The sequence below is a fragment of the Pseudomonas sp. NIBRBAC000502773 genome, assembly GCF_006517195.1.
Lineage (GTDB): Bacteria > Pseudomonadota > Gammaproteobacteria > Pseudomonadales > Pseudomonadaceae > Aquipseudomonas > Aquipseudomonas marginalis.
In genome coordinates, this window is the sequence record NZ_CP041189.1 from 2,735,129 (window position 1) to 2,758,911 (window position 23,783).

Below are 23,783 nucleotides of genomic sequence, written 5' to 3' on the forward strand. Positions count from 1 at the left end.
CCGTGCACTACATAATGAAAATCCGAAACAGCGCATTAGCTCCGCAGAGTGAGGCAAGCAATGACTGAACACGTTCAAGTCGGTGGCCTGCAGGTCGCCAAAGTCCTGTTCGACTTCGTGAACAACGAAGCCATTCCCGGTACCGGCATCACTGCCGACCAGTTCTGGGCCGGTGCCGACAAGGTCATCCATGACCTGGCACCGAAGAACAAAGCCCTGCTCGCCAAACGCGACGATTTCCAGGCGCGGATCGATACCTGGCATCAGACTCACGCCGGCCAGGCCCACGACCCGGTGGCCTACAAAGCCTTCCTGCAAGACATCGGATACCTGCTGCCAGAAGCCGCAGACTTCCAGGCCTCGACCCAAAACGTCGATGACGAGATCGCCCGCATGGCCGGCCCGCAGCTGGTGGTGCCGGTGATGAACGCCCGCTTCGCCCTCAACGCGTCCAATGCGCGTTGGGGCTCGCTGTACGACGCGCTGTATGGCACCGACGCCATCAGCGAAGCCGACGGCGCCGAAAAGGGCAAGGGCTACAACAAAGTGCGTGGCGACAAGGTGATCGCCTTCGCCCGTGCCTTCCTCGACGAAGCCGCGCCGCTGAGCGCCGGCAGCCATGTCGACTCCACCGGCTACAAGATCGTCGACGGCAAGCTGATCGTCAGCCTCAAGGGCGGCAGCAACAGCGGCCTGCGTGACGACGCCCAGTTGATCGGTTTCCAGGGCCCTGCGGCCGAGCCGATCGCGATCCTGTTGAAGCACAACGGCCTGCACTTCGAAATCCAGATCGACGCCAGCACCCCGGTTGGCCAGACCGATGCCGCCGGTGTCAAAGACGTGCTGATGGAAGCCGCACTCACCACCATCATGGACTGCGAAGACTCCGTCGCCGCCGTCGATGCCGATGACAAGGTGGTGATCTACCGCAACTGGCTCGGCCTGATGAAGGGCGACCTCGCCGAGGAAGTGGCCAAGGGCGGCAAGACCTTCACCCGCACCATGAATGCCGACCGCGTCTACACCGGCGTAGACGGCCAGGACGTGACGCTGCACGGCCGTTCGCTGCTGTTCGTGCGCAACGTTGGCCACTTGATGACCATCGACGCGATCCTCGACAAACACGGTAACGAGGTACCGGAAGGCATCCTTGACGGCCTGCTCACCAGCCTGGCGGCGATCCACAGCCTCAACGGCAACAACACACGCAAGAACAGCCGCACCGGTTCGGTCTACATCGTCAAGCCGAAGATGCACGGCCCGGAAGAAGCCGCGTTCACCAACGAGCTGTTCGGCCGCATCGAAGACGTGCTGAACCTGCCGCGCAACACCCTCAAGGTTGGGATCATGGACGAGGAGCGCCGCACCACGGTCAACCTCAAGGCCTGCATCAAGGCCGCCAGCGAGCGCGTGGTGTTTATCAACACCGGCTTCCTCGACCGCACGGGCGACGAGATCCACACCTCCATGGAAGCCGGCGCGATGGTGCGCAAGGCGGCGATGAAGGCGGAAAAATGGATCGGCGCCTACGAGAACTGGAACGTCGATATCGGTTTGAGCACCGGCCTGCAAGGCCGTGCACAGATCGGTAAAGGCATGTGGGCGATGCCCGACCTGATGGCGGCGATGCTTGAACAGAAAATCGCCCACCCACTGGCCGGCGCCAACACCGCCTGGGTGCCATCGCCAACGGCCGCCGCACTGCACGCGCTGCACTACCACAAGGTCGACGTGTTCGCACGCCAGGCCGAACTGGCCAAGCGCGAACGCGCGTCGGTGGATGACATCCTCACCATCCCCCTGGCCAGCAATACCGATTGGTCCGAGGAAGAAATCCGCAACGAGTTGGACAACAACGCCCAGGGCATCCTCGGTTATGTGGTGCGCTGGATCGACCAGGGCGTGGGCTGCTCGAAAGTGCCGGACATCAACGACGTCGGCCTGATGGAAGACCGCGCCACCTTGCGCATCTCCAGCCAGCACATTGCCAACTGGCTGCGCCACGGCATCGTCAACGAAGCTCAAGTGATGGAAAGCCTCAAGCGCATGGCACCGGTGGTGGACCGTCAGAATGCCGGGGATGCGCTGTACCGTCCGCTGGCGCCGGATTTCGACAGCAATATCGCGTTCCAGGCAGCGGTGGAACTGGTGATTGAAGGGACTAAGCAGCCGAATGGCTATACCGAGCCGGTGTTGCACCGTCGGCGCAGGGAGTTCAAGGCCAGGAATGGCTTGTAATTAACTGGAATTAAAAAGCCCTGGTCGAAAGATCAGGGCTTTTTCAATGCGCTGCTTATTATTGTGCAAACCGAAATATACCTTTGACGCTAATGTCATCCGTCTCAGAAGAAACATTAAAGTCGCCGTCTTTTTTGGTCCTCCCTTCGCTGATAACTAGAGTGAAGTGCCCCTGGTCCAAACCGTGCTCGTGCCCATCTGCATCGATATAAGTGGCTCCCAGGAATGGGCCATTCTGCGGACTAGGAAACTCATATCGACCGTCGGATAGAAGAATCGGGTGACGTAGATACAAACGCTCCGAGAACTCAGGCCCATTTTCTATACCCACGCCGATAGGCGTTGTATACACGGTCGGGCCTTCGAATTTAAACGCAAAGTTTTCCCCTCGGTAAACCTCGACCGTGGCTGCGCCCTTTACCTTTTTCCATTCCTTGCTATCTTTGCTACTCATGGTGAACTCCTGTTATCGACTTGACGCCACACTGAATGACCTCTCAGCGCTTCCGAGCCAAGTAAACATCTGGAGTCCAGCCCTTTCTACTGTCAGATTTGACAGTTCTAAGCGTATACCGACCAATGGAGCGGATACTCGTCTATTGCGCCATCCCGAGCTTCCGCTTCGCCAACTTGACGCTATCGGTCGGCTCGAGCAGGGAATGGCTGTACCGAGCAGGGGGTTGCACCGTCGGCATCGGGAGTTAACGGCCAAACACAGTCTTTAAGTAACCTGTGAAAATAAAAAGCCCTGATCAATAGAACAGGGCTTTTTATTTTCAATCGCAAAAGGGTCAACCCTAGATTGTAATATCGTAAGTACCGCTGAGCCGGACAGTTCCGTTAAGCCCCGCCACATCTACATTATTCAGTTCGCCATCGAAGGTGCCACCTGAAACAGTCACCGTAATTGAACCGCCTGTTACGGAGTCATAAAAATTACCGGATGGGCTAAGAAACTCCACACCAAAAGTTCCATGCGCTAGCACATTCGGTCCCTCCGACAAGCGTTTGCCGTATTCAATACGCAGTTCTGCATCAATGGAGGTCATAAAAACATAGAATCGAGAGCCCGATAAGTGATTCGCGCTAAAATCTTGAGTATGCCCACTTATCCTAAACTGGATATCTGACGAACCCGTGCCACGGCGACGTGCCTCAATTTTTCCACCGACTTGCTTTTCAGTACTCATAGTGAACTCCTGTTCGCTTGATTAGTAGAGGGCCCGATTCCAAGCCAGCCCCCTCTAAACGATTGAGCACTTTGTGCACTAAGCGGCGATACTGTGAAATCTGACAGTCCCGACCAACGGTGTCAGCCGTCTACTGCGCCATCCCCAACTCCCGCTTGACCAACTTCGCCAACTTGACGCTATCGATCGGCTTGAGCAAAAAATCCACCACGCTCAAATGCATCGCATCAATTACATCCGGCGCTTCGGCATCCCCCGACATGATGATGATTGGCAGCGCCGCGCGGGTGGATTCGCGCACTTGCTTGATCAACTCCAGACCATTGCTGGGTTTCATGCGCAGATCGGTGATCAACAAACCGATGGAACTGCTGGACTTCAATAAATCCCACGCGGCCTCGCCACTGTCAGCCGTCATGCAGCGAATACCGTCCAAGCCCAGGATCTCCGCCAACAGTTCACGCGCGTCCTTGTCGTCGTCAACAATCAATACGCGTTGTGGCGGTAGATCAGGCTCCAGCATCACGGCGCTGAGCGCCTCGCGCTCGGCATCACTCAAAATATCGTGGTCGGACATACGTTTCTCAGCGGTTTTCGACAATCTTCCAGCACACTCGTCAGACATCTGCGGAAGGGCGTTCAATGTGCACTTCGTCGGAAAGTTTGCCTAGTGGGTGTTCTACGGGGTTTGGACGATAGTCGTGTAAGGTTTTTCCCTAGTTCTGCGGCGTTTTCATCGACCTAGACTTACGTCCAATGGGCACCCGCCGCTCAGGAGTCGACCATGCAGGACGATAACGACAAAAAAATTGCGGTCATGGTTATGAGTAAAGCTGATGCCTTCGCCCAGGCGGGAAAAACTGCTGTATTGCAGAACATCCACGGCACCCTGCAGTTCCTGCAACGCTTCCCACCGTTCAACCAGATGGAAAACGCGCACCTGGCGTTTCTGGTGGAACAGTGCCAACTGCGCTTCTTCGGCCTCGGCGAGAGCATCCTCAAGCCGTCGGGCGGGCCGGTGGAACACTTCTACATCGTCAAGCAGGGCCGCGTCGTGGGTGAACGGCCGGACGCCACGCAAGCCACCTTCGAAATCACCACCGGCGAGTGTTTCCCCCTCGCGGCGCTGCTAGGTGAGCGCGCCACCCGCACCGAACACAAGGCCGCTGAAGACACCTTCTGCCTGCAACTGAACAAGCCGGCCTTTATCAAGCTGTTCGCGCTGTCCAGCCCGTTCCGCGACTTCGCCCTGCGCGGTGTCAGCAGCCTGCTCGACCAGGTCAACCAACAAGTGCAGCAAAAAGCCGTGGAAACCCTCGGCACCCAATATTCCTTGAATACCCGCCTGGGCGAATTGGCCATGCGCCATCCGGTCACCTGCAGCCCGCAGACACCGTTGCGCGAAGCGGTAACGCTGATGCATGAGCAGCAGGTGGGCAGCATTGTGATCGTCGATGAACACAAGGCGCCCCTGGGCATTTTCACCCTGCGCGACCTGCGCCAGGTGGTGGCCGACGGCACCGGCGACTTCAGCCAGGGCATTGAAGGCCATATGACCCAGGCGCCGTTCTTTTTAACGCCGGACCACAGCGCCTTCGACGCGGCCATCGCCATGACCGAGCGGCATATCGCCCACGTCTGCCTGGTCAAGGACCAGCGCCTGTGCGGCGTGGTGTCCGAGCGCGATCTGTTTTCCCTGCAAAGGGTCGACCTGGTGCACCTGGCCCGCACCATCCGTAACGCGCCCCGGGTGGAAAACCTGGTGGCGCTGCGCGGCGAGATCGGCCAACTGGTGGAGCGCATGCTCGCCCATGGCGCGTCGTCTACCCAGATCACCCACATCATTACCCTGCTCAACGATCACACCGTGTGCCGGGTGATCGAGTTGACCCTGGCCGAAAAAGGCGATCCCGGCGTACCGTTCAGTTGGCTGTGTTTCGGCAGCGAAGGCCGGCGCGAGCAGACGCTGTACACCGACCAGGACAACGGCATCCTGTTCGAAGCCAGGGACGCGGTGGACGCCGCCGAGATTCGCGAGCGGTTGCTGCCCCTGGCACAGCAGATCAACCAGAGCCTGGCGCTGTGCGGGTTCAGCCTGTGCAAGGGCAACATCATGGCCGGCAACCCCGAGTTGTGCCTGTCGCGGGCGGAATGGGCGCGGCGGTTTGCGGCGTTTATTCGCGAGGCGACGCCGGAGAACCTGCTGGGCTCGAGTATCTATTTCGACCTGCGCGTGGTGTGGGGCGATGAACGCGGCTGCGAGCAACTGCGCCAGGGCATTCTCGACCAGGTCGGGGATAACCGGCTGTTCCAACGCATGCTGGCCGAAAATGCCTTGCGCCAGCGCCCGCCCGTAGGGCGTTTCCGCGATTTTGTGCTGACCCGCAAAGGCGCGGAAAAGGCCACCCTCGACCTCAAGGTGCAGGGCCTGACCCCCTTTGTCGACGGCGCACGCCTGCTGGCCCTGGCCAACGGCATCCACGCCAATAACACCCTGGAGCGCCTGCGCCAGCTGGTGGTCAAGGAAGTGATCGAGCCCCTGGACGGCGCCGCCTATGAAGAGGCCTATCACTTTATCCAGCAAACCCGCATGCAGCAGCATCAGTTGCAGACCCGCGAGAACCTGCCGTATTCCAACCGCGTCGACCCCGACAGCCTCAACCACCTGGACCGCCGCATCCTGCGTGAATCCCTGCGCCAGGCCCAGCGCCTGCAAAGCAGCCTGACCTTGCGGTATCAGCTGTGAGCTTGTTTGACTGGCTGCGCACGGCCAAGCCCAGACTCGATACCGCGCAACAACGGCGCCTGGAACAACTCCCCAGGCCCGTAGTGTTGGGCGACAGCACGTTGCGCAGCCAACGCTGGGTAGTGGTGGACCTGGAGACCAGCGGCCTGAATCTCAACCGTGACCAGGTGCTGTCCATCGGCGCGGTGGTAATCGAGGACGGCGCAGTGGATTTTTCCCAACTTTTCGAGCGCACCCTGCACCGCGCCGGCACCAAACTCAGCCCCAGTGTGCTGATCCACGGCCTCGGCCCCAGCGCCATCGCGGCGGGCAGCGACCCGGCCGAGGCCCTGCTGGACTTCATGGAGTTCGTCGGCGACAGCCCGCTGCTCGCCTTCCACGCGCCATTCGATCAACACATGCTGGGCCGCGCCCTCAAGGACAGCCTGGGTTACCGTCTGGCCCATACGTTTCTCGATGTAGCCGACATCGCCCCGCTGTTGTGCCCCGAGGCGCATATCCGCGAGGCCGGCCTGGACGACTGGACCAACCACTTCAACCTGCACGTAGGCGAACGTCATCACGCCAGCGCCGATGCCCTGGCCACGGCGGAGCTGATGCTGATCCTGTTCAGCCGCGCGCGTCAGCAGCAGATCGACACGCCTCAGGCACTGCAAGAGCGTTTGAGCCAATGGAAACGGCGTAAACACGCGCCATCGTTTTAATGTCATCTCCCGACGGACGCCAATTGCACCCGCCCCGCGCCTCTGACACAATCGCGAATAATTCTCGTTAGTTTAAACCTCTTGTTTATTCGGTGATGCCTTGTCGTCGGTCCAGAACCCACACAGTGAGCTTGTTGGTGCGTTGTATCGCGACCATCGTGGCTGGCTGTTGGCCTGGCTGCGGCGCAATGTGGCCTGCCCGAGCCGTGCCGAAGACCTGAGCCAGGACACCTTCATGCGCCTGCTCGGCCGTGACGAGTTGCGCGAGCCCCGCGAGCCACGGGCGTTTCTGGTGGCCATCGCCAAGGGCTTGCTGTTCGACTACTTCCGCCGCGCGGCCCTCGAACAGGCCTACCTCAGCGAACTGATGCTGATCCCGGAAAGCGAACACCCATCGCCGGAAGAACAGCAACTGATCCTCGAAGACCTCAAGGCCATCGACCGCCTGCTCGGCAAACTGTCGAGCAAGGCCCGCGCCGCCTTCCTGTATAACCGCCTCGACGGCCTGGGCCACGCTGAAATCGCCCAGCGCCTGGGGGTGTCGGTGCCGCGTGTGCGCCAGTACCTGGCCCAGGGCATTCGCCAGTGCTACATCGCCCTGTATGGCGAACCGCTGTGAACGTGATCAGCTCCAAGCCCGTGTCGGCCCGTGTCCTGGATGCGGCCATTGCCTGGCAGTTGTCCCTCGATTCGGGTGATGGCAGCGCGGTAGAGCGCGAAGAATTCAGCAAATGGCTGGCCAGCGATGAGGAGCACGCCCGTGCCTGGCGTCAACTGGGCATGCTCGACCAGCGTTTCAGCGTGGCCTCGGGCCCGGCGCGGGCGGCGTTGTTGCAGTCGCGCGAAGGCATTCGCCAGCGCGTGCGCAAGCTCGGCAGCGGCCTGGCGAGCATTGCGCTGGTGTGCGGCCTGGCGTTGTTTGCCGGCGAACGCTACGTGCCGATCCACTATTGGCTGGCCGACCAGCGCACCGCCACCGGGGAGCAGCGCACGCTGAAACTGGCGGACGGTACGTTGATCAACCTCAACACCCACAGCGCCATCGACGTGCGCTTCGATGAGAAGCGCCGGCTGATCGTGTTGCAGGAAGGCGAAATCCTCGTCGAAACCGGCCACAACGATGCGCGCCCGTTTTATGTGCAAACCCGCGACGGCAGCCTGCGCGCGCTGGGCACGCGGTTTATCGTCAAGCGCGAAGACGACGCGACGCGCCTGAGCGTGCTGCAATCGGCGGTGGGCGCCCAGCCTGAAGCGCTGCAGCAGGAACAGGTGTTCAAGGCAGGCCAGCAAGTGCTGATGCGCAGCGACGGCCTCGGCCCCGCACTGGCCGTCACCCCCGCCAGCGATGCCTGGACCCGCGGCATGCTGGTGGTCGACAACGCCCGCCTGGGGGATGTGGTGCAGGAACTCAGCCGCTACCGCACCGGCCATCTGGGGGTGGATGAAAAGGTGGCCGACCTGCACATCACCGGCAGCTTCCCGCTGCACGACACCACTTTGGCGCTCAACGCGCTGCTGCCCACCCTGCCAGTGCAGATCGAACAGCACACGCCGTGGTGGGTGAGGGTTGTCGCCAAGACACCTGAGGCCAAATAAAAAATATTTTTCCACCGGCCCTATCACTTTTGAAATCTCGCTCGGCACATAGGCAATTGCGAATTACTTCCATTCAGGAGCCGCCTTATGTCCCGCACGCTAGACACCTTGTTGCGCCCCAGCCTGTTAGCCGTGGCCATTGCCCTCAGCGCCCCGCTGGCGAGCACTGCGCTGATTGCCGCCGAACAAGCCTCCAGCGTGCGCGCCTACAACCTGCCGGCCGCTTCATTGGCCAGCACCCTGAACCAGATCGCCAGCCAGGCCGGCCTGGCACTGACCCTCAACCCAGCGTTGGCCTCGGGCAAGACCTCGGCCCCGGTCCAGGGCCAGTTCGATGCACCGGGCGCACTGCGTGAAGCCTTGCGTGGCACCGGCTTGCAGCTGGAGCAGAGCAGCGCCGGGACGTATACGCTGGTGGCGGTTCCGGAGGGGGTGATGGCGCTGCCGGTGACTAACATCACAGGGCAAGATGGCAACCAGGAAAGTGCCTGGGGCCCGGTACAAGGCTACCTGGCCACACGCACCGCCGCCGGCACCAAGACCGACACCGCCCTGGTGGAGGCCCCGCGTTCGATCTCCGTGGCCACCCGCGAGCAAATGCAGGATCGCAACGTGCAGAACCTGGACGACGCGGTCAAATACATGCCCGGCATCGTGTCCGCCAGCTATGGCAGCGACACCCGCTACGACTGGATGCGCGTGCGCGGCTTCGAGCCCACCCAGTTCCTCGATGGTCTGCCACTGCCGCGCGGTGTGTACGCCAACCCCAAAGCGGAAACCTGGAACCTCGACCGCCTCGCGCTGCTGCGTGGCCCGGCCTCGTCGGTGTACGGCCAGACCCCACCGGGCGGCCTGCTGGACATGGTCAGCCGACGCCCCAGCGCAGAGTCGAGCAACGCCATCCAAGTGCAATACGGCAGCGACAACTACCGCCAGATCAACTTCGCCAGCACCGGCAAGATCGATGATGAAGGCCAATTCCTCTATGGCCTCAGCGGCGTGGTACGCGATGCCGGCACCCAGGTCGATCACATCGACAACAAGCGCTACAACATTGCGCCGAGCCTGACCTGGAACATCGATACCGACACCAAGCTGACCCTGCTCTCGCAGTTCACCCGTGACGATACCGGGACCACCAGCCAGTTCATGCCGATCCAGGGCACCAAGATCAAATCGCCACTGGGCGAGGTCTCCCACCACAAGAACCTGGGCGACCCGGACTACGAGTTCTACGACCGCACCTACTACGCGCTGGGCTATGCCTTCGAGCATCGTTTCAACGACACCTGGCAGTTCAAGCAAAACCTGCGCTATACCAAGTCGGATCTGTCGTTCCAGCAACTGACCGTGGGTTCCTACGCGTTCTCCCCCGCGGATGCAGCGGGCAATATCAGCCGCTCGACCACCAACGTCGACGAGGACATCGGCCAGTTCGCGGTGGATAACAACTTCCAGGCAGACTTTGCCACTGGCGATGTCATCCACACCCTGCTGCTCGGCCTGGACCACCAGCGCACCGATACCTCCTATCGCGCGATATTCGGGACGGCCTCGGGCACCAATATTTTCAACCCGATCAATACCCAGCCAACCCTGCGCCCGACCGATGTCCGACCTTTTTACGACTACAACCAGAAAACCGTGCAGACCGGTCTCTACGTGCAGGACCAGATGGCCCTGGATAAGTGGCGCCTGACCCTGGGCGGGCGTGAAGATTGGGTGCATCAGGGCACCACCTACTTCAACGACAGCGATGCGACCAACACTGACCGCATCAAACACTTCAGCGGCAACGCGGCGCTGAGCTATGTATTCGACTCGGGCTTCGTACCCTACTTGTCCTACGCCGAGTCGTTCCAACCGGCGAGCAACGCCGATACAAACGCGCTCAAGACGTTCAAGCCCACCGAAGGCAAGCAGTGGGAAATGGGGGTCAAGTATCAGCCGCCCGGCTCCAATACGTTGCTCAGTGCAGCGGTCTACGACCTGACCCAGAAGAATGTGCAGGTGACCACCCTCGGCGCTGGGGGCCAGCAAATCAACAGCCAGACCGGCGAAGTGAAAGTCAAGGGCCTGGAGTTGGAAGCCGTGTCCGATGTGACCGAGAACCTCAAGGTCATCGCCGCCTATACCTTGGCAAAATCCGAAGTGCAGAAAGGCATCTACAAAGGCAACCGCCTGACACTTATGCCCAACCAGCAAGCCTCGTTGTGGACCGACTACACCTGGCACACCGGTGTGCTTGACGGTTTCGGCATCGGCTTTGGCGCCCGTTACACCGGCAACACCTATGGCGACCAGGCCAACACCTGGCTGGGAAAGGCCAACGCCTATACCGTGTTTGACGGTGCGGTGCATTACGACCTGGGCCGCCTGGACAACAGCCTTAAGGGTGCATCGGTCAAGTTGAACGCCACCAACCTGTTCAACAAGGACTACCTGTCGACCTGTGATGGCAACTACTGCTACTTCGGCGACCAGCGCAGCGTCGTCGCCAGCGCCACCTACCAGTGGTAATCGGCTGAGTTAACCATCGGGCCGCCCTTGTGGGCGGCTTTGGCGTGTCTGAAGGCTAGAACATGAAAAGCAAAACCATCCGCCGCTGGTCCTTCATCCACACCTGGACCAGCCTGATCTGCACGGTGTTCCTGCTGCTGCTCGCCCTCACCGGCCTGCCGCTGGTGTTTCACCACGAGATCGACCACCTGTTGGGCAACGAGCCCGAGCTGGCGCAGATGCCTGCCGATACGCCACAACTCAACCTCGAGCAACTGGTGAGCAAGGCCCAGGCCCATCGCCCGGGCGAGGCCATGCAATACCTGGCGTGGGATGAAGACGACAAGAACGGTGTGATCGCGATCATGGCCGCCACAGCGGGGACCGAGCCCAACTCATCCCACACCTTCATGCTTGACGCGCGTACCGGTGAGGCGGTCGAGATGCCGTCGGCCAATGGCGGGTTCACCCTGTTCCTGCTGCGCCTGCATGTGGATATGTTCGCCGGCCTGCCGGGCAAGCTGCTGCTGGCGTTCATGGGCATTCTGTTTGTGCTCGCGATTGTCTCGGGCACGGTGCTGTACCTGCCGTTCATGCGCCGCTTGAAGTTCGCCACCGTGCGCCAGGACAAGTCCACGCGCCTGCGCTGGCTCGACCTGCATAACCTGATCGGCGTGGTCACCCTGACCTGGGCGCTGGTGGTGGGCGTGACCGGCGTGATCAGCGCCTGTGCCGATTTGATCATCGCCGCCTGGCGCACCGACAGCCTCAGCGCGATGATCGAACCCTACAAAAACGCCCCGCCCCTGACCCAACGCGCCCCCGCGAGCGAGCTGCTGAGCATCGCCGCCAAGGCCGCGCCCGGCATGCAGCCGGACTTTATCGCCTTCCCCGGCACACGCTTTTCCAGCGAGCACCATTACGCGGTGTTCATGAAGGGCAGCACACACCTGACCTCGCATCTGCTCACGCCGGTCCTGATCGACGCCAGCACCCTGGCCGTCACCGCCATCGCCGAACGGCCGTGGTACATGGACGCCATGGGCATGTCGCAGCCACTGCACTTCGGCGACTACGGCGGCATGCCGATGAAGATCCTATGGGCAGCGCTGGATGTGCTGACCATCATCGTGCTGGTGAGCGGGATTTACTTGTGGATCGTGCGGCGCAAGGCGGGCAAGGCATGAAGCCAAGGCAATCGAGTTTCTGGAAGGTATTTGGCATTCCCCTGGGGATTGGCCTGCTCAGCGCAGCCGGGTTGTTTGCGGCGTTGCTGGGGGATGGGCTGTGGGATTCGTTGAGTTGGGTGGGGTTGGGCATACCGGCCGCCATTGGCATTTGGGCGTTGTTCAAGCGGCGTGGCTGAGGGCGCTATCGGGGGCAAGCTCCCTCCCACAGTTGACCGCGTGGTTATGACGAACGCGGGACACATGTGGGAGGGGGCTTGCCCCCGATGAGGCCCTCAAAAACACCCGCACTCCCCCTCGCCAGCCACCGCGCAACCCTCTAGGCTAGCCACAGTCCATTGTGAGGTTCGCCCATGTCCGCTCCCAGCATGACCTTGTTCCACAACCCCGCGTCACCGTTCGTGCGTAAAGTCCGCGTGCTGCTGGCCGAGACCGGCCAGCAGGACCGCGTCGCCCTGCACGGTTGCATGCCGACCCCGGTCAACCCGGATGCGCAGCTGGTGCAAGGCAACCCCGTGGGCAAGATCCCGGCCCTGCGCCTGGCCGACGGCAGCGTGCTGCACGACAGCCGGGTGATCCTCGATTACTTCGACCACCAGCACGTCGGCAACCCGCTGATCCCCCGCGATGGCTCGGCCCGCTGGCGGCGCCTGACCCTGGCCTCGATGGCCGACGGCATCATGGATGCCGCCGTGCTGGTGCGTTACGAGACCGCCCTGCGCCCGGTGGAAAAACACTGGGCGCCGTGGCTCGACGAACAGCGCAACAAGATCCACCGCGCCCTCGCCGAGCTGGAACAGGACGCCATCGCCGAGCTGGCCAGCCACTTCGATATCGCCTCGATCAGCGTAGCCTGCGCCCTGGGTTACCTCGACTTCCGCCATCCGGACATGCATTGGCGCTCGGACAACCCCAAGCTGGCCGCCTGGTACGCCGAGGTCAGCCAGCGGCCTTCGATGCTGGAGACCCAGCCGCCCGTGTGACGTTCACACCGACCCAATGTGGGAGCGGGCTTGCCCGCGATCGCGGTATGTCATTCAGCACAGCTGTTTCTGAACCACCGCTATCGCGGGCGAGCCCACTCCCACATTGGACAGTGGTGGTATTGAGGAATGTAACGATCCTTGCGGCTAACTGCGCCCCCACTTGCTGATCCTCACGCAACCCGATCATTGCACCGCCTCCAGGTCGAACTGCAGCGGCTCGGCCGCCTTGCGCTTGCCCACGCCGTACCAATCCAGCTTACGCGTCAGCACCATCACCGTCCCCAGCAGCCCGAACAGCAGCAGCGAGCCCATCAGCAGTGCGTAGTCCTCGGCACTCAACAGCCCGTACAGCAAGCCATACAGCGCCGCCAACCCCGCCGAAAACCCCAGGCCATGGGCAACGCTGCGCAGCACGTGGCACACGTAGAACCCGATCAACAGCACGCAGGCACTCGCCGAAATCAGGTAAGCCAAGGCAAAGCCCAAGTGCTCGGACAACGACAACAACAGCAGGTAGAAGAACGCCAAGGCAACACCCACCAATGCGTACTGGACGGGGTGCACCGCCAGGCTCTTGAGCACTTCGAACAGGAAGAAACCGGCAAAGGTCAGGGCGATGAACAGCAGCGCGTATTTGATCGCGCGGTCGCTCTTGAGGTACTGGTCCACCGGGTCGATGAAGTTCACGCCGAAGCTGCGGTTGTTGAAGTCGTTGCAGCCCTGGCCGTCCAGGCAGGTTTGCAGGGCCTGTTCGAGGTTGGTGGAAAAGAATGAGGTCTGCCAGTTGGCCGTGAAGCCGTTGTCAGTCACTTCGCGCTGGGCCGGCAGGAAGTTGCCGATAAAACTCGGGTGCGGCCAGTTGGAGGCCAGGGACACCTGACTGGTCTTGCCCACCGGCACCACTTGCAGTTGCTCGGTGCCTTGCAGGCGCAGATCAAAGGCGAAGTCCACTACAGCCGGTTTTTTGCTGTCCTGCTCTGGCAATGCCACATGCACGCCCTCCCCCAGCCAGTCCACTTGGGAGCCCGGTTCGAACTCCAGGCGCTGGCTGCCCAGCTCCAGCTTCAACGCATTTTCGATGCCGCGAATATCGCTGATCCCCACCGCCAGAAACGCCGGTTCGAAGCGGTAATCGGCAAAGTCTTCGGTGATGCCCAACTGCGCAGGCAGCTCGAAACGCCCACTGATTCGGTTATCGGCATGGAACAGCCGCGCCTGGTAAATCCCCCGTGCGCGCAGTTCGGTCTGCACCTTGCCGTCCAGCTCAAAACGGTCCGGCAGGAAATACAGGCGACCCCGCTCTTCACGGGTGACCTCGTAGCGCTTGTTGAGCTTTTCATTGAGCTTCCACTCGCGCACGGTCTTGCGATACGGCACCACCATCACCGGCCCGGTGAGGCGCTGGGCGTAGCTGGAACTGCGCGCGATGTCCATCAGGACGCCGTCGCGCAGTTGCTGGCGGTCACTGATGATGCCGTTGATCATCAGCAATGGAATCAGCAACAGCAGGATCAGCAGCGCAATCGCGCCAAGTTTGAAAAGCAGGCTGCGGTTCATGGGTCTCTCCCTGTTTTGATGGGGAGAGTCTGGGCAGCCTGTGTGGGGGATTTATGTGGGCAATGTGGAGACTGTGTGGAGATGCAGCACCACGTGCACACCGCCCGGCACATTACCGATCTGCAAGGTGCCGCCGTGCAGCTTCATGACTTCCTCGACAAAGTTGAGGCCCAGGCCGGTGCTCTTGCGCCCGCTGCCGGGACGCGGCAAGGAATAGAAACGCTCGCTGAGGCGCGGCAGGGCGTAGTCGGGGATCGGTGCGGCCTGGTTGAACAGGCTCACCTGCACGTCGTTGTGCAGCGTCTGTGCGCTGAATCTCAACACGCCACCGGGCGGTGTGAAGTCCAGCGCGTTGTCGAGCAAGTTGCCCAGTGCCTGACGCAACAGGAAGGGCTCGCCAAACACCCTCACATCCGCCGCAATCCCTTGCTCGACGTGCAGCCCGGCGCCTTCGATTCGCGCACATTGGGCATTGAGTACGTCGTCGACCAAGGCCGCCAGCGGGATACTCGCCTGCGCCTCCAACCCCTGGCGCTGCTCCACCTGCGCCAGGTTCAGCAGGCGTTCGATCAACTGCTGCAGGCGCGCGCTTTCGCTGTCGATATTGCCGACGAAGCGCTGCTGCTGTTCGCGGCTCATATCTCCCTGCAACAGCTCGGCCGCGCCGCGAATCGCGGCCAGCGGGCTTTTCAATTCATGGGTCAGGGTGTGCACGTAATGTTCGACGTAGGCCTTGCCCTCCAGTTGCGTGCGCATGTGCTCGACGGCGGTGGACAGCTGCTTCAGCTCGCCGCCGCGATAATGCGGCAGCTCCGCCCTTCGGCCTTCACTGACGGCTTCGGCGTAAGCGGTCAGGCGACGCAGTGCAACGCTCAGCCACCACGACAACAGCGCGCCGAGCAACAGGCCGAGGATAACCAGGCCCGCGCCGTACCACAGCAGGCGGCGCTCAGTGCGGTCGACATACGGCTGCAACGAGCTGTTGGGCTTGGCCACGGTGACCACGCCGATGATCTGCCCGTTATCGCGGATCGGCGCGCCGACGTGCATCACCGATGAGGTGGGGTCATCCGCTGCGCTGCGGGTGGAGCGCGCGCCGTATTCGCCACGCAGGGTCAGGTAGACGTCGTTCCACTTCGAGTAGTCCTGGCCCACGGCTTCGCCCGTGGAGTCGAGCAATACGGTGCCCTTGGCGTCGGTCACGTAGATACGGTGGTTGACCTGGTTTTTCGCCAGGCCCCAGATGGTCGCGCCGGGCTGGCGGTTGCCATAGGCCTTGAGCAATTCGGGCCAGTGGCTCTGGCCGAGGGTGCCGTTCTTCACGTCTTCGCGCAGGATTTCGGCCAGCAGGTTGGCGGTGTCCACCAGGGTTTCTTCGGTGGACTGGCGCACGCCGGGACGGATTTCCTTCATCACCGTGCTGAGCACGAAGTAACCGGTGAGGCCGATAAACAGCGCATACACCAGGAAAATCCGCAGCCCCAGCCGCATCAGCTGTTGCCCGGGCTGTAGCTGTAGCCCAGGCCGCGATGGGTCTGGATCGGCTCGGCATCGGCGGCCACGCTGCGTAACTTGCTGCGCAGGCTCTTGATGTGGCTGTCGATATTGCGCTCGTAACCGGCATCGGCCGCCACGCCCACCGCGTCCAGCAACTGCTCGCGGCTGAACACCCGCTCGGGTTGCTCCAGCAGGCTTTGCAGCAGGCGGAATTCATGCCGGGTCAGGCTCAGGGGTTGGCCGCGATAGCTGATTTGCATGCGCTCCAGATCGACCTGGAACAGCGCCGGCGCCACACCGGGGCCGACGCGCTTGAGGATCGCCCGCACCCGCGCCGCCACTTCCCGTGGGCTGAACGGCTTGACCACGTAATCGTCGGCGCCGATCTCCAGCCCGACCACGCGGTCGATCTCACCATCCCGGGCGCTGAGGAACATCACCGGCACTTCGCTGAAACGGCGCAATTGCTTGCAGGTTTCAAAACCGCTGATGTCCGGCAGGCCGATGTCGAGGATGATCAGGTCGGCGGGGGTCTGGCGCTGATGGGCCAATGCCTCCTGGCCGAGGCTCAGCCAGGTGGTGGTAAAGCCCTCGCCTTGCAGGGCGAATATCAGCGTGTCGGCTATCGCCGCTTCGTCTTCGACAATCAGGATGTGGGGCATGGGTTCAAATCAGCAGTCCGGTTTGTCGGCAGTGTAGCGACGGGCCGGGTTTACTGCTGCGCCAAATTCACGCAAGGCCTTGGCGCCGATCAGCAACGGGTAATTGAAGCTGCTGCGGTCGGTGAGGTTGACCTCGACGGTACGCTTGACGTTGCCCAGGCACATTTCCAGGTCGATCACCGGGCGTTTGGCCACGGTGGCTTCGTCCTTGTCGTCGTCTTCATCGGCGCGGCTCTTGATCTTGCTGATGCGCGAGACCTTGTGCTCGTAGACCTTATTGGTGGCGTCCTTGCCGCCGAGGCGGAAGCGCACCCAGTCGTCACCGTCACGGGTGAAGGTCTCGATGTCACGGGCCGACAGCGAGGCCGTCAGCGCGCCGGTGTCCATCTTGGCCTTGAAGGTTTCGCCGATCTCCGGCAACTGGATGTATTCATAGCGACCGTAAAGGGTCGGCTCGGCGGCCATGACAGGCAGGGCAACCAACGCGAGGGAGGCAAGAAGCAGTTTCACGAAGTGATTTCCTCGGAAAGAAGTAGGCGGATTCTAGACCGCAAAGACGGCACTTAGTTAGTCACGCCCACCATAACCGGCACATTGTGAAACATTCGTACAGCCATTTGCGATTTGGCCTCTAGACTCAGCTTGCTTATGATGGCCCGCCCACACGATTCCAAGAGTTACTTATGCGCCGCCTGCTCACCGGCTGTTTGGTTTCACTGCTGCTGTTGCTCAACACCCTGGTCCTGATCGGGCCGCTGCTGGTGTTTGCCCTGCTCAAACTGGTGGCACCCGGTCGTTATCGGGACTACGCCTCATGGGCGGTGATGTGGATCGCCGAGACCTGGGCCGAGATCGACAAGCTTATTTTCGCCTTGTGCATCCCCACCCAATGGGACATTCGTGGCGGTGATGAGCTGCGCGGCGACACCAGCTACCTGGTGATCAGCAACCACCAATCCTGGGTGGACATCCCGGCGCTGATCCAGGCCCTCAACCGCCGCACACCGTTCTTCAAATTCTTCCTGAAAAAAGAACTGATCTGGGTGCCCTTCCTGGGCCTGGCCTGGTGGGCCCTGGATTACCCGTTCATGAAGCGCTACACCAAGGCGTTCCTGGCCAAACACCCGGAGCTGGCAGGGCAGGATTTAAAGATCACCAAGGAGGCGTGCGAGCTGTTCAAGCGCCAGCCGGTGACCGTGGTCAATTACCTCGAAGGCACGCGGTTCAGCGAGGCCAAGCGCAAGCAGCAGGCTTCGCCGTTCACACGTCTGCTCAAGCCCAAGGCGGGCGGCGTGGCGTTTGTGCTGGCGGCAATGGGCGAACAGCTGGACGCCGTGCTCGATGTGACCGTGGTGTATCCGCAGCAAAAGATTCCGGGGTTCTGGGAGTTGATCAGCGGCGCGGTGCCCAAGGTGATCATCGACATCCAGACCCGTGAGCTGGACCCGGCGTTGTGGCAGGGGGATTACGAGAATGATCCGGCGTTTCGCCAGACCGTCCAGAACTGGGTCAACCAGCTCTGGACGCAGAAGGATGCGCGCATCGAACAACTGCGCGCGGAGCGTATTTAGCTACCGGTGCCCCAGGCCTGGGCCAGCTTACCCAGCAGCGAGCTGTTGGCACCCTGCCCGCCCAGGTATTGCAGGATCACCGGGGCAAACTGGCTGACCATCCCACTGTCCATGCCCAGTGCGCTGAACGCGGTGTTCAGGTCATTGGTGTTCTTCACATTACCCAGCAAGCCATCCAGGCCGCTGGTCTTGCTGCCGCCGGCCTGGCCGAGCATCCCGCTCAAGGCCCCGAGGCTGCCCAATGCATTGTTACCCGAGAGTTGGTCGAGGCCCGGCACGCTGTTGCCCAGTTGCGAATAGTCGTTGCCGCTCAGTTTGTTCTTGGCCAGGCCCAGCATGGCACCGGTACCGCCGACGGCCTGCTCGGGGGTGATGTTCAGTTGTGAGGTCAGGGCGCTGAGGAGGCCAGCGGTTTCAGACGACGGTGCGGCAGCTGCGGCCTTGTTGTTGCCCCCTTGCATGCCCGCGATGGCATTGGCCGCATCGCCAAGGCTGAACCCTGCGGCAAACACCGGGGTGGCGGCCAGGCTCATCAGGCAGGAAAGGGCGAAACCGCGTGAAATCTTCATTGGAGCAACCTCTGGATGTCGGGGTGAACGCAGGCGTTGGACTGGGTATCCCGTCGGTTGTTCCGGGCCTGGCCAACCGCTGATGCCCAGCCCCCACAAACCCTGTGGGAGGGGGCTTGCCCGATAGCCATGGGTATCTACGCAACTTTCAGATCCTGACAAATCTCCCTATGGTGAGCGGGCTTTTCGAATCGTCACACCGCCCGCGCTGGGTTGCGAAGCAGCCCCGAAACCCAAGTCATGGAAACCTGGCCTTTCGCGAAGGCCTGGACACCGACGACATCGTTCTCCAGGACTTCGCCCTGCTCTGCGCCATCCCGTTGCGCAATGGGTGCGACTTGCTGGATGTGATCAGCAGGCGCTTGCGGGAGTAGGCCTTCGCCTGGACTCATGTAGTCCATTTCCGAAACACTCCCAACATCCCAGCCCGCTTCTTACCCCCCTGTGGCGCCTTCATATAGTCGTGCGCCACAGTCTTGGAGGTGTACGCGATGCAGGGAGCCTATGCATTTATCAATGAACGGCCACAGCCTTATCCACTGCTTAAACTGGGCCTTTCTCTCAATCCAACGACCCAAACCAAGTTCGACATCCTCAACCAGCACATTCGCAACACCGTCGTACTGCCTGGGCAATTGGTCATTATCGGAGACAGCCGAACAGCGTCGTGCACGGCGGAAGAAGCTCGCTTGATGCAATCGGCCGCCAACATCAAACATGCGCTGTTGGCCCACTCCGCCACCGATCATTTTTTGATCAAAAACTACGATCAATTGCAGGCCATCATGTCACATGCCTCCCTGGGGATCGGCAGCGTGAGCAGTGCCTGGAGCAAGCACCTGACGCAGATCGAACAGACGCTCAAGGAAATCGACGAGTTGCATAAGCAGTACCTGAGAATCGGTAGCATGGGTGCGAGGAATGAGTTTCTGGTTAAGCGCAGGGCATTGTTTGCAAGGCTGGATGGTCAACTTTCCGGCTTGGCACGGTTGGGGACGGGCCTGAAAAACGAAGGCTCGATTAAAAAGATGCTGGGGATTTCCAGTAAGAGTTATTGGCATCATGGGGAGATTCGTGGGTACGAAGAGACGGTCAAGCGAGTAGCCAAGGCCGCAGAAATATTGAAGAAAGGGACTTACATCGGTATTGCGTTGGATGTTGGGTCAACGGCATTGGAAATAACTGAGGCGTGTTCCACAGGACGTGAGCAAGAATGTACGCGGACTAAGTATGTTGAAGGCTCTAAGCTGGTGGGTAGTGTTGGCGGCGCGTCAGCGGGCGGGATACTTGGAGCTCATATCGGCACCGGCGTCTGCATGATTGCATTTGGTATACCCACAGCTGGGGCGGGAGCTTTGGCATGCGCCATCGTCGGAGGTGCTGCGGGTGGACTCGCTCTTGGCAAGTTTGGAAGCGACTTGGGGGAAAACGCAGGCAATTTTCTCTATAAGTCTACGAGGGATTAAATGGACTTTGAAATTATTGGCATATGCTCACTTGCGCTCATGCTACTCAGCTTCCCGATCGTTTTTTCTGTCATGTTCAAAAAACTCGATGCCGCTGAGCGCTATATGCAATACAGCAGTTTTATAGTCGGATGCAGGCACACTTTTCGTAATGCCCCCTTTGAAGGAAGGCCCCAGCGCGTATACGCCATGGGCATGGTCATTCTTATCCCAAAAGTGATTCAGTGGCGCGGGATGGTGCTTGCTGAGGATGTAGAAAAAATACCTCGAAACCTAAAGTACTGGATGGTCATCCCTACAGTGACCGCGTACCTCTCAGCTGTCGGAATGACCATTAGCTGGTTTCTTATATAAGACCGATAGAACAAGGGCGACCTTCTGGGTCGCCCTTATCTATCACCTACGCCGCGCTGAACAACTTATGCGGATCAATCACAAACTTCTTCGGCACGCCCGCATCGAACTCGCCATACCCACGTGGTGCGTCATCCAGGCTGATCACCTGCACACCGACGATCTCGGCAATGTTGATACGGTCCCACATGATCGCCTGCATCAGTTGGCGGTTGTACTTCATCACCGGCGTTTGCCCAGTGTGGAAGCTGTGGGATTTGGCCCAGCCCAGGCCGAAGCGAATGCTCAGGCTGCCCATTTTTGCGGCGGCATCCACGGCACCCGGATCTTCGGTGACGTACAGGCCTGGGATACCGATCTTGCCCGCCACGCGCACCACGCCCATCAGTGAGTTGAGCACCGTGGCCGGGGCTTCGGCCTTGACGCCGTCGTGGCCATGACCGCGTGCTTCAAAGCCCACGCAGTCGACGGCGCAGTCCACTTCCGGCTCGCCGAGCAGCGCGGCGATCTGTTCATGCAACGGCGTATCGGTGGACAGGTCAACGATTTCAAAACCCTGGGCCTTGGCGTGGGCCAGGCGGATGGAGTTGACGTCGCCGATGATCACCACCGCGGCACCCAGCAGGCGTGCAGACGCGGCAGCCGCCAGGCCGACCGGACCGGCACCGGCGATGTACACGGTGCTGCCAGGGCCAACGCCGGCAGTGACGGCGCCGTGGTAGCCGGTGGGGAGAATGTCGGAGAGGCAGGTCAGGTCACGGATTTTCTCCATGGCCTTGTCACGGTCCGGCAGTTTCAGCAGGTTGAAGTCGGCGTACGGCACCAGCACGTACTCGGCCTGGCCGCCGGTCCAATCGCCCATGTCGACGTAGCCGTAGGCACCACCGGCACGCGCCGGGTTGACGGTCAGGCACACGCCGGTGTGTTGCTCTTTGCACGAGCGGCAGCGCCCGCAGGCGACGTTGAAGGGTACGGAAACCAGGTCGCCGATCTTCAGGTTTTCGACGTCGCTGCCCTTCTCGATCACTTCACCGGTGATCTCGTGACCGAGCACCAGGCCGGTCTGGGCAGTGGTGCGGCCGCGCACCATGTGTTGGTCGGAGCCGCAGATGTTGGTGGAGACCACGCGCAGGATGACGCCGTGCTCAATCTTCCTGCCACGGGGGTCCTGCATTTTGGGATAGTCGATTTTCTGTACTTCGACCTTGCCGTTGCCGAGATACACGACGCCACGATTACCAGACATGCTTTCACCTCGCTGTTGTTTTTATGGAACTGCGTTGCCCTTTTGGGTGGGCAGCGCGTTGAGTGCTCGGGTACAGATGCTGTTGCTTGTGTTGTTTGTCAGGGCCTCATCGGGGGCTTACTCCCGATGGCGGCAGTCAGAGCACCACAGTCCTATTGGCATTCAAGAACACCCGCCGCTCAATGTGATACCCCACCGCCCGAGCCAATGTCAGCCCTTCGATGTCCCGCCCCTTGGCAATCAAATCCTCGGGATAGTGACTGTGATCCACCACTTCCACGCCCTGGGCGATGATCGGGCCTTCGTCCAGGTCGTTGTTGATGTAATGCGCCGTGGCCCCCACCAGTTTCACGCCCTTGTTGTAGGCCTGGTGATACGGCTTGGCGCCCTTGAACCCCGGCAGCAACGAGTGGTGGATATTGATGGCCTTGCCGTCCAGCTTGCGGCACAGCTCCGGCGACAGCACTTGCATGTAGCGCGCAAGGATCACCAGTTCGGCGCCGGTCTCTTCCACCACTTGCCACACCTGACGCTCCTGGGACGGTTTGTCGTTAGGGTCGAGGGGGAAATGGTAGTAGGGAATTTGATGCCAGTCGGCCAAAGGTTTGAGATCGGGATGGTTAGACACCACCGCGACCACGTCCATCGACAGTTGCCCGATACGCTGGCGGTACAGCAGGTCGTTGAGGCAGTGATCGGCCTTGGAGACCATGATCACCACTTTTGGCCGGTAGTTCGGCGCTGTCAGCTCGAAGATCATGCCAAAGGCTTCACCCCGCGAGGCCAGGCCATCGCGAAACGCCTGCTCGTCGAAGCCATCCGGCTGACGGAATTCCACGCGAATAAAAAACCGGCCCGAGAGGCGGTCATCGAACGAATGGTGCTCGGTGACGTAGCAGCCCTGCTCGAACAGATAGCGGGTAACCGCGTCCACCGTGCCGAGCACGCTGGGGCAGTCGGCGGTCAAAATCCATGTATCGGGTGCGCGGCTCATGGGTCATTCCTCAGGCTTGAACGCTCAGGCCAAATTCGGCCGAGGCATCCTGCAACCACAACCACCAGTAATCCGAGAAGCTGCGACGAATCACCAGTTCCCAGGTGTCTTCGGCGGTGTGGCGGATCACCAGTTGCGACTTGGCGAACACCGTGCCCACCGCCTTGCCCACCGGGAAGTTGTTGGGGTGCACGTCGTAGCTGGTGGACTTCATCAGCACATCGCGCACATTCGGGCCGCTGAGTTCGAGGATCTGCTGGCCGCCGCTGACGTTGACGACCTGGATATGCAGGTCACCCAGGGCGGCGCGCAGGTTTTGTTCGGCGGCGAATTCCTCACCGCCTGGCACGATCAGCAACCACTCATCCGGGCCGAGCCATTGCAGGCTGGTTTCGCCTTTGACGATGACCTGCAGGGCGCCGGGCAGTTCGATGCCCAGGGCCTTGTGCACGCCAGCGGCGAAGGCCGCGTCATGGCCGTCGCCACGGATCGTGAGATGACCAAGCAATTTCTTTTCGCGTACGGTCACGCCGGCGTTCTTGCGGCCCTTGCCGACCAGGCTGGCGAGGTCGGCATGGTGCAGCGACGACTCGGCCTTGGCACCGGAGGTGGGGCGTTGTTGGTAAACATTGGCTGCTGTCATAAAGCACCTGTCTTGAATTCTGGGGTGACTGTTCTGGCCTCATCGGGGGCAAGCCCCCGATGCAGGCGACTGGGTCTA

At 61.0% G+C, this 23,783-nt stretch carries 24 protein-coding genes; 13 read left to right on the forward strand and 11 right to left on the reverse strand.

The window, feature by feature from the left end:
- The first annotated feature begins 60 nt into the window (after positions 1-60).
- Positions 61-2,238 carry a malate synthase G gene (locus NIBR502773_RS12700; RefSeq protein WP_141156164.1) on the forward strand — a complete coding sequence of 726 codons (2,178 nt, stop codon included), beginning with the start codon at positions 61-63 and terminating at the stop codon, positions 2,236-2,238.
- Positions 2,239-2,296: 58 nt separating this feature from the next.
- Here NIBR502773_RS12700 and NIBR502773_RS12705 read toward each other — a convergent pair whose 3' ends face one another.
- The 3 genes from NIBR502773_RS12705 to NIBR502773_RS12715 form a co-directional block, all read right to left on the reverse strand.
- Positions 2,297-2,692: a hypothetical protein gene (locus tag NIBR502773_RS12705; protein WP_141156165.1), complete on the reverse strand. Its 396-nt coding sequence runs from the start codon at positions 2,690-2,692 to the stop codon at positions 2,297-2,299.
- 343 nt (positions 2,693-3,035) lie between these two features.
- A complete protein-coding gene (locus tag NIBR502773_RS12710) occupies positions 3,036-3,428 on the reverse strand; it encodes a hypothetical protein (RefSeq protein ID WP_141156166.1) in 393 nt (130 codons plus the stop codon).
- A gap of 130 nt (positions 3,429-3,558) precedes the next feature.
- Positions 3,559-4,005 carry a response regulator gene (locus NIBR502773_RS12715; protein ID WP_027605960.1) on the reverse strand — a complete coding sequence of 149 codons (447 nt, stop codon included), beginning with the start codon at positions 4,003-4,005 and terminating at the stop codon, positions 3,559-3,561.
- 246 nt (positions 4,006-4,251) lie between these two features.
- On the opposite strand from NIBR502773_RS12715, the gene NIBR502773_RS12720 reads away from it, so the two are divergent.
- From NIBR502773_RS12720 to NIBR502773_RS12755, 8 genes are all read left to right on the forward strand, one after another.
- On the forward strand, positions 4,252-6,174 hold the full coding sequence (locus NIBR502773_RS12720; RefSeq protein WP_177414145.1) for a putative nucleotidyltransferase substrate binding domain-containing protein: 1,923 nt from the start codon (positions 4,252-4,254) through the stop codon (positions 6,172-6,174).
- Positions 6,171-6,878, forward strand: coding sequence for a PolC-type DNA polymerase III (locus NIBR502773_RS12725; RefSeq protein WP_141156168.1), 708 nt, complete (start codon positions 6,171-6,173; stop codon positions 6,876-6,878). The genes NIBR502773_RS12720 and NIBR502773_RS12725 overlap by 4 nt, the downstream gene beginning before the upstream one ends.
- Before the next feature lie 100 nt (positions 6,879-6,978).
- On the forward strand, positions 6,979-7,497 hold the full coding sequence (locus NIBR502773_RS12730) for an RNA polymerase sigma factor (protein ID WP_027605963.1): 519 nt from the start codon (positions 6,979-6,981) through the stop codon (positions 7,495-7,497).
- Complete coding sequence (locus NIBR502773_RS12735) at positions 7,494-8,474, forward strand: FecR domain-containing protein (protein ID WP_141156169.1); 981 nt, start codon at positions 7,494-7,496, stop codon at positions 8,472-8,474. Before NIBR502773_RS12730 ends, NIBR502773_RS12735 begins: the two co-directional genes overlap by 4 nt.
- Positions 8,475-8,561: 87 nt before the next feature.
- Positions 8,562-10,994 (forward strand): TonB-dependent siderophore receptor, encoded by a 2,433-nt coding sequence (locus NIBR502773_RS12740; protein ID WP_027605965.1) that lies wholly within the window; start codon positions 8,562-8,564, stop codon positions 10,992-10,994.
- Between the two features lie 62 nt (positions 10,995-11,056).
- A complete protein-coding gene (locus tag NIBR502773_RS12745) occupies positions 11,057-12,160 on the forward strand; it encodes a PepSY domain-containing protein (RefSeq protein WP_141156170.1) in 1,104 nt (367 codons plus the stop codon).
- Positions 12,157-12,339, forward strand: coding sequence for a hypothetical protein (locus tag NIBR502773_RS12750; RefSeq protein ID WP_092355556.1), 183 nt, complete (start codon positions 12,157-12,159; stop codon positions 12,337-12,339). The genes NIBR502773_RS12745 and NIBR502773_RS12750 overlap by 4 nt, the downstream gene beginning before the upstream one ends.
- A gap of 174 nt (positions 12,340-12,513) precedes the next feature.
- Positions 12,514-13,143: a glutathione S-transferase family protein gene (locus NIBR502773_RS12755; protein WP_115485647.1), complete on the forward strand. Its 630-nt coding sequence runs from the start codon at positions 12,514-12,516 to the stop codon at positions 13,141-13,143.
- A 186-nt stretch (positions 13,144-13,329) separates the two neighbouring features.
- Here NIBR502773_RS12755 and creD read toward each other — a convergent pair whose 3' ends face one another.
- From creD to NIBR502773_RS12775, 4 genes are read right to left on the reverse strand one after another with little or no spacing between them, the layout of a single operon-like run.
- Positions 13,330-14,703, reverse strand: coding sequence for a cell envelope integrity protein CreD (gene creD / locus NIBR502773_RS12760; RefSeq protein ID WP_065925432.1), 1,374 nt, complete (start codon positions 14,701-14,703; stop codon positions 13,330-13,332).
- A gap of 51 nt (positions 14,704-14,754) precedes the next feature.
- On the reverse strand, positions 14,755-16,194 hold the full coding sequence (gene creC / locus NIBR502773_RS12765) for a two-component system sensor histidine kinase CreC (RefSeq protein ID WP_141156171.1): 1,440 nt from the start codon (positions 16,192-16,194) through the stop codon (positions 14,755-14,757).
- On the reverse strand, positions 16,194-16,862 hold the full coding sequence (gene creB, locus NIBR502773_RS12770) for a two-component system response regulator CreB (RefSeq protein WP_141156172.1): 669 nt from the start codon (positions 16,860-16,862) through the stop codon (positions 16,194-16,196). Before creB ends, creC begins: the two co-directional genes overlap by 1 nt.
- Positions 16,863-16,871: 9 nt before the next feature.
- Positions 16,872-17,372: an ATP-dependent zinc protease gene (locus tag NIBR502773_RS12775; protein ID WP_027605972.1), complete on the reverse strand. Its 501-nt coding sequence runs from the start codon at positions 17,370-17,372 to the stop codon at positions 16,872-16,874.
- Positions 17,373-17,545: 173 nt separating this feature from the next.
- Between NIBR502773_RS12775 and NIBR502773_RS12780 the strand changes: the two genes are divergently transcribed.
- Complete coding sequence (locus tag NIBR502773_RS12780) at positions 17,546-18,433, forward strand: acyltransferase (RefSeq protein ID WP_115485645.1); 888 nt, start codon at positions 17,546-17,548, stop codon at positions 18,431-18,433.
- On the opposite strand, the gene NIBR502773_RS12785 is transcribed toward NIBR502773_RS12780, so the two are convergent.
- Positions 18,430-19,002 carry a DUF2780 domain-containing protein gene (locus NIBR502773_RS12785; RefSeq protein WP_115485644.1) on the reverse strand — a complete coding sequence of 191 codons (573 nt, stop codon included), beginning with the start codon at positions 19,000-19,002 and terminating at the stop codon, positions 18,430-18,432. The genes NIBR502773_RS12780 and NIBR502773_RS12785 overlap by 4 nt on opposite strands.
- 170 nt (positions 19,003-19,172) lie before the next feature.
- Between NIBR502773_RS12785 and NIBR502773_RS31305 the strand changes: the two genes are divergently transcribed.
- The 3 genes from NIBR502773_RS31305 (at position 19,173) to NIBR502773_RS12800 (ending at position 20,822) form a co-directional block, all read left to right on the forward strand.
- Positions 19,173-19,376 (forward strand): hypothetical protein, encoded by a 204-nt coding sequence (locus tag NIBR502773_RS31305; protein WP_373682392.1) that lies wholly within the window; start codon positions 19,173-19,175, stop codon positions 19,374-19,376.
- A 117-nt stretch (positions 19,377-19,493) separates the two neighbouring features.
- On the forward strand, positions 19,494-20,468 hold the full coding sequence (locus tag NIBR502773_RS12795; protein WP_141156174.1) for a hypothetical protein: 975 nt from the start codon (positions 19,494-19,496) through the stop codon (positions 20,466-20,468).
- Complete coding sequence (locus NIBR502773_RS12800; RefSeq protein ID WP_141156175.1) at positions 20,469-20,822, forward strand: hypothetical protein; 354 nt, start codon at positions 20,469-20,471, stop codon at positions 20,820-20,822.
- Positions 20,823-20,868: 46 nt separating this feature from the next.
- On the opposite strand, the gene fdhA is transcribed toward NIBR502773_RS12800, so the two are convergent.
- The 3 genes from fdhA to NIBR502773_RS12815 form a co-directional block, all read right to left on the reverse strand.
- Positions 20,869-22,068 carry a formaldehyde dehydrogenase, glutathione-independent gene (gene fdhA / locus NIBR502773_RS12805; protein ID WP_005792122.1) on the reverse strand — a complete coding sequence of 400 codons (1,200 nt, stop codon included), beginning with the start codon at positions 22,066-22,068 and terminating at the stop codon, positions 20,869-20,871.
- 136 nt (positions 22,069-22,204) lie between these two features.
- The gene (purU, locus tag NIBR502773_RS12810; RefSeq protein WP_065925438.1) at positions 22,205-23,062 is read right to left on the reverse strand and encodes a formyltetrahydrofolate deformylase; all 858 of its coding nucleotides are present in this window, start codon (positions 23,060-23,062) and stop codon (positions 22,205-22,207) included.
- A gap of 10 nt (positions 23,063-23,072) precedes the next feature.
- Complete coding sequence (locus NIBR502773_RS12815; RefSeq protein ID WP_027605977.1) at positions 23,073-23,705, reverse strand: sarcosine oxidase subunit gamma; 633 nt, start codon at positions 23,703-23,705, stop codon at positions 23,073-23,075.
- Positions 23,706-23,783: the final 78 nt, after the last annotated feature.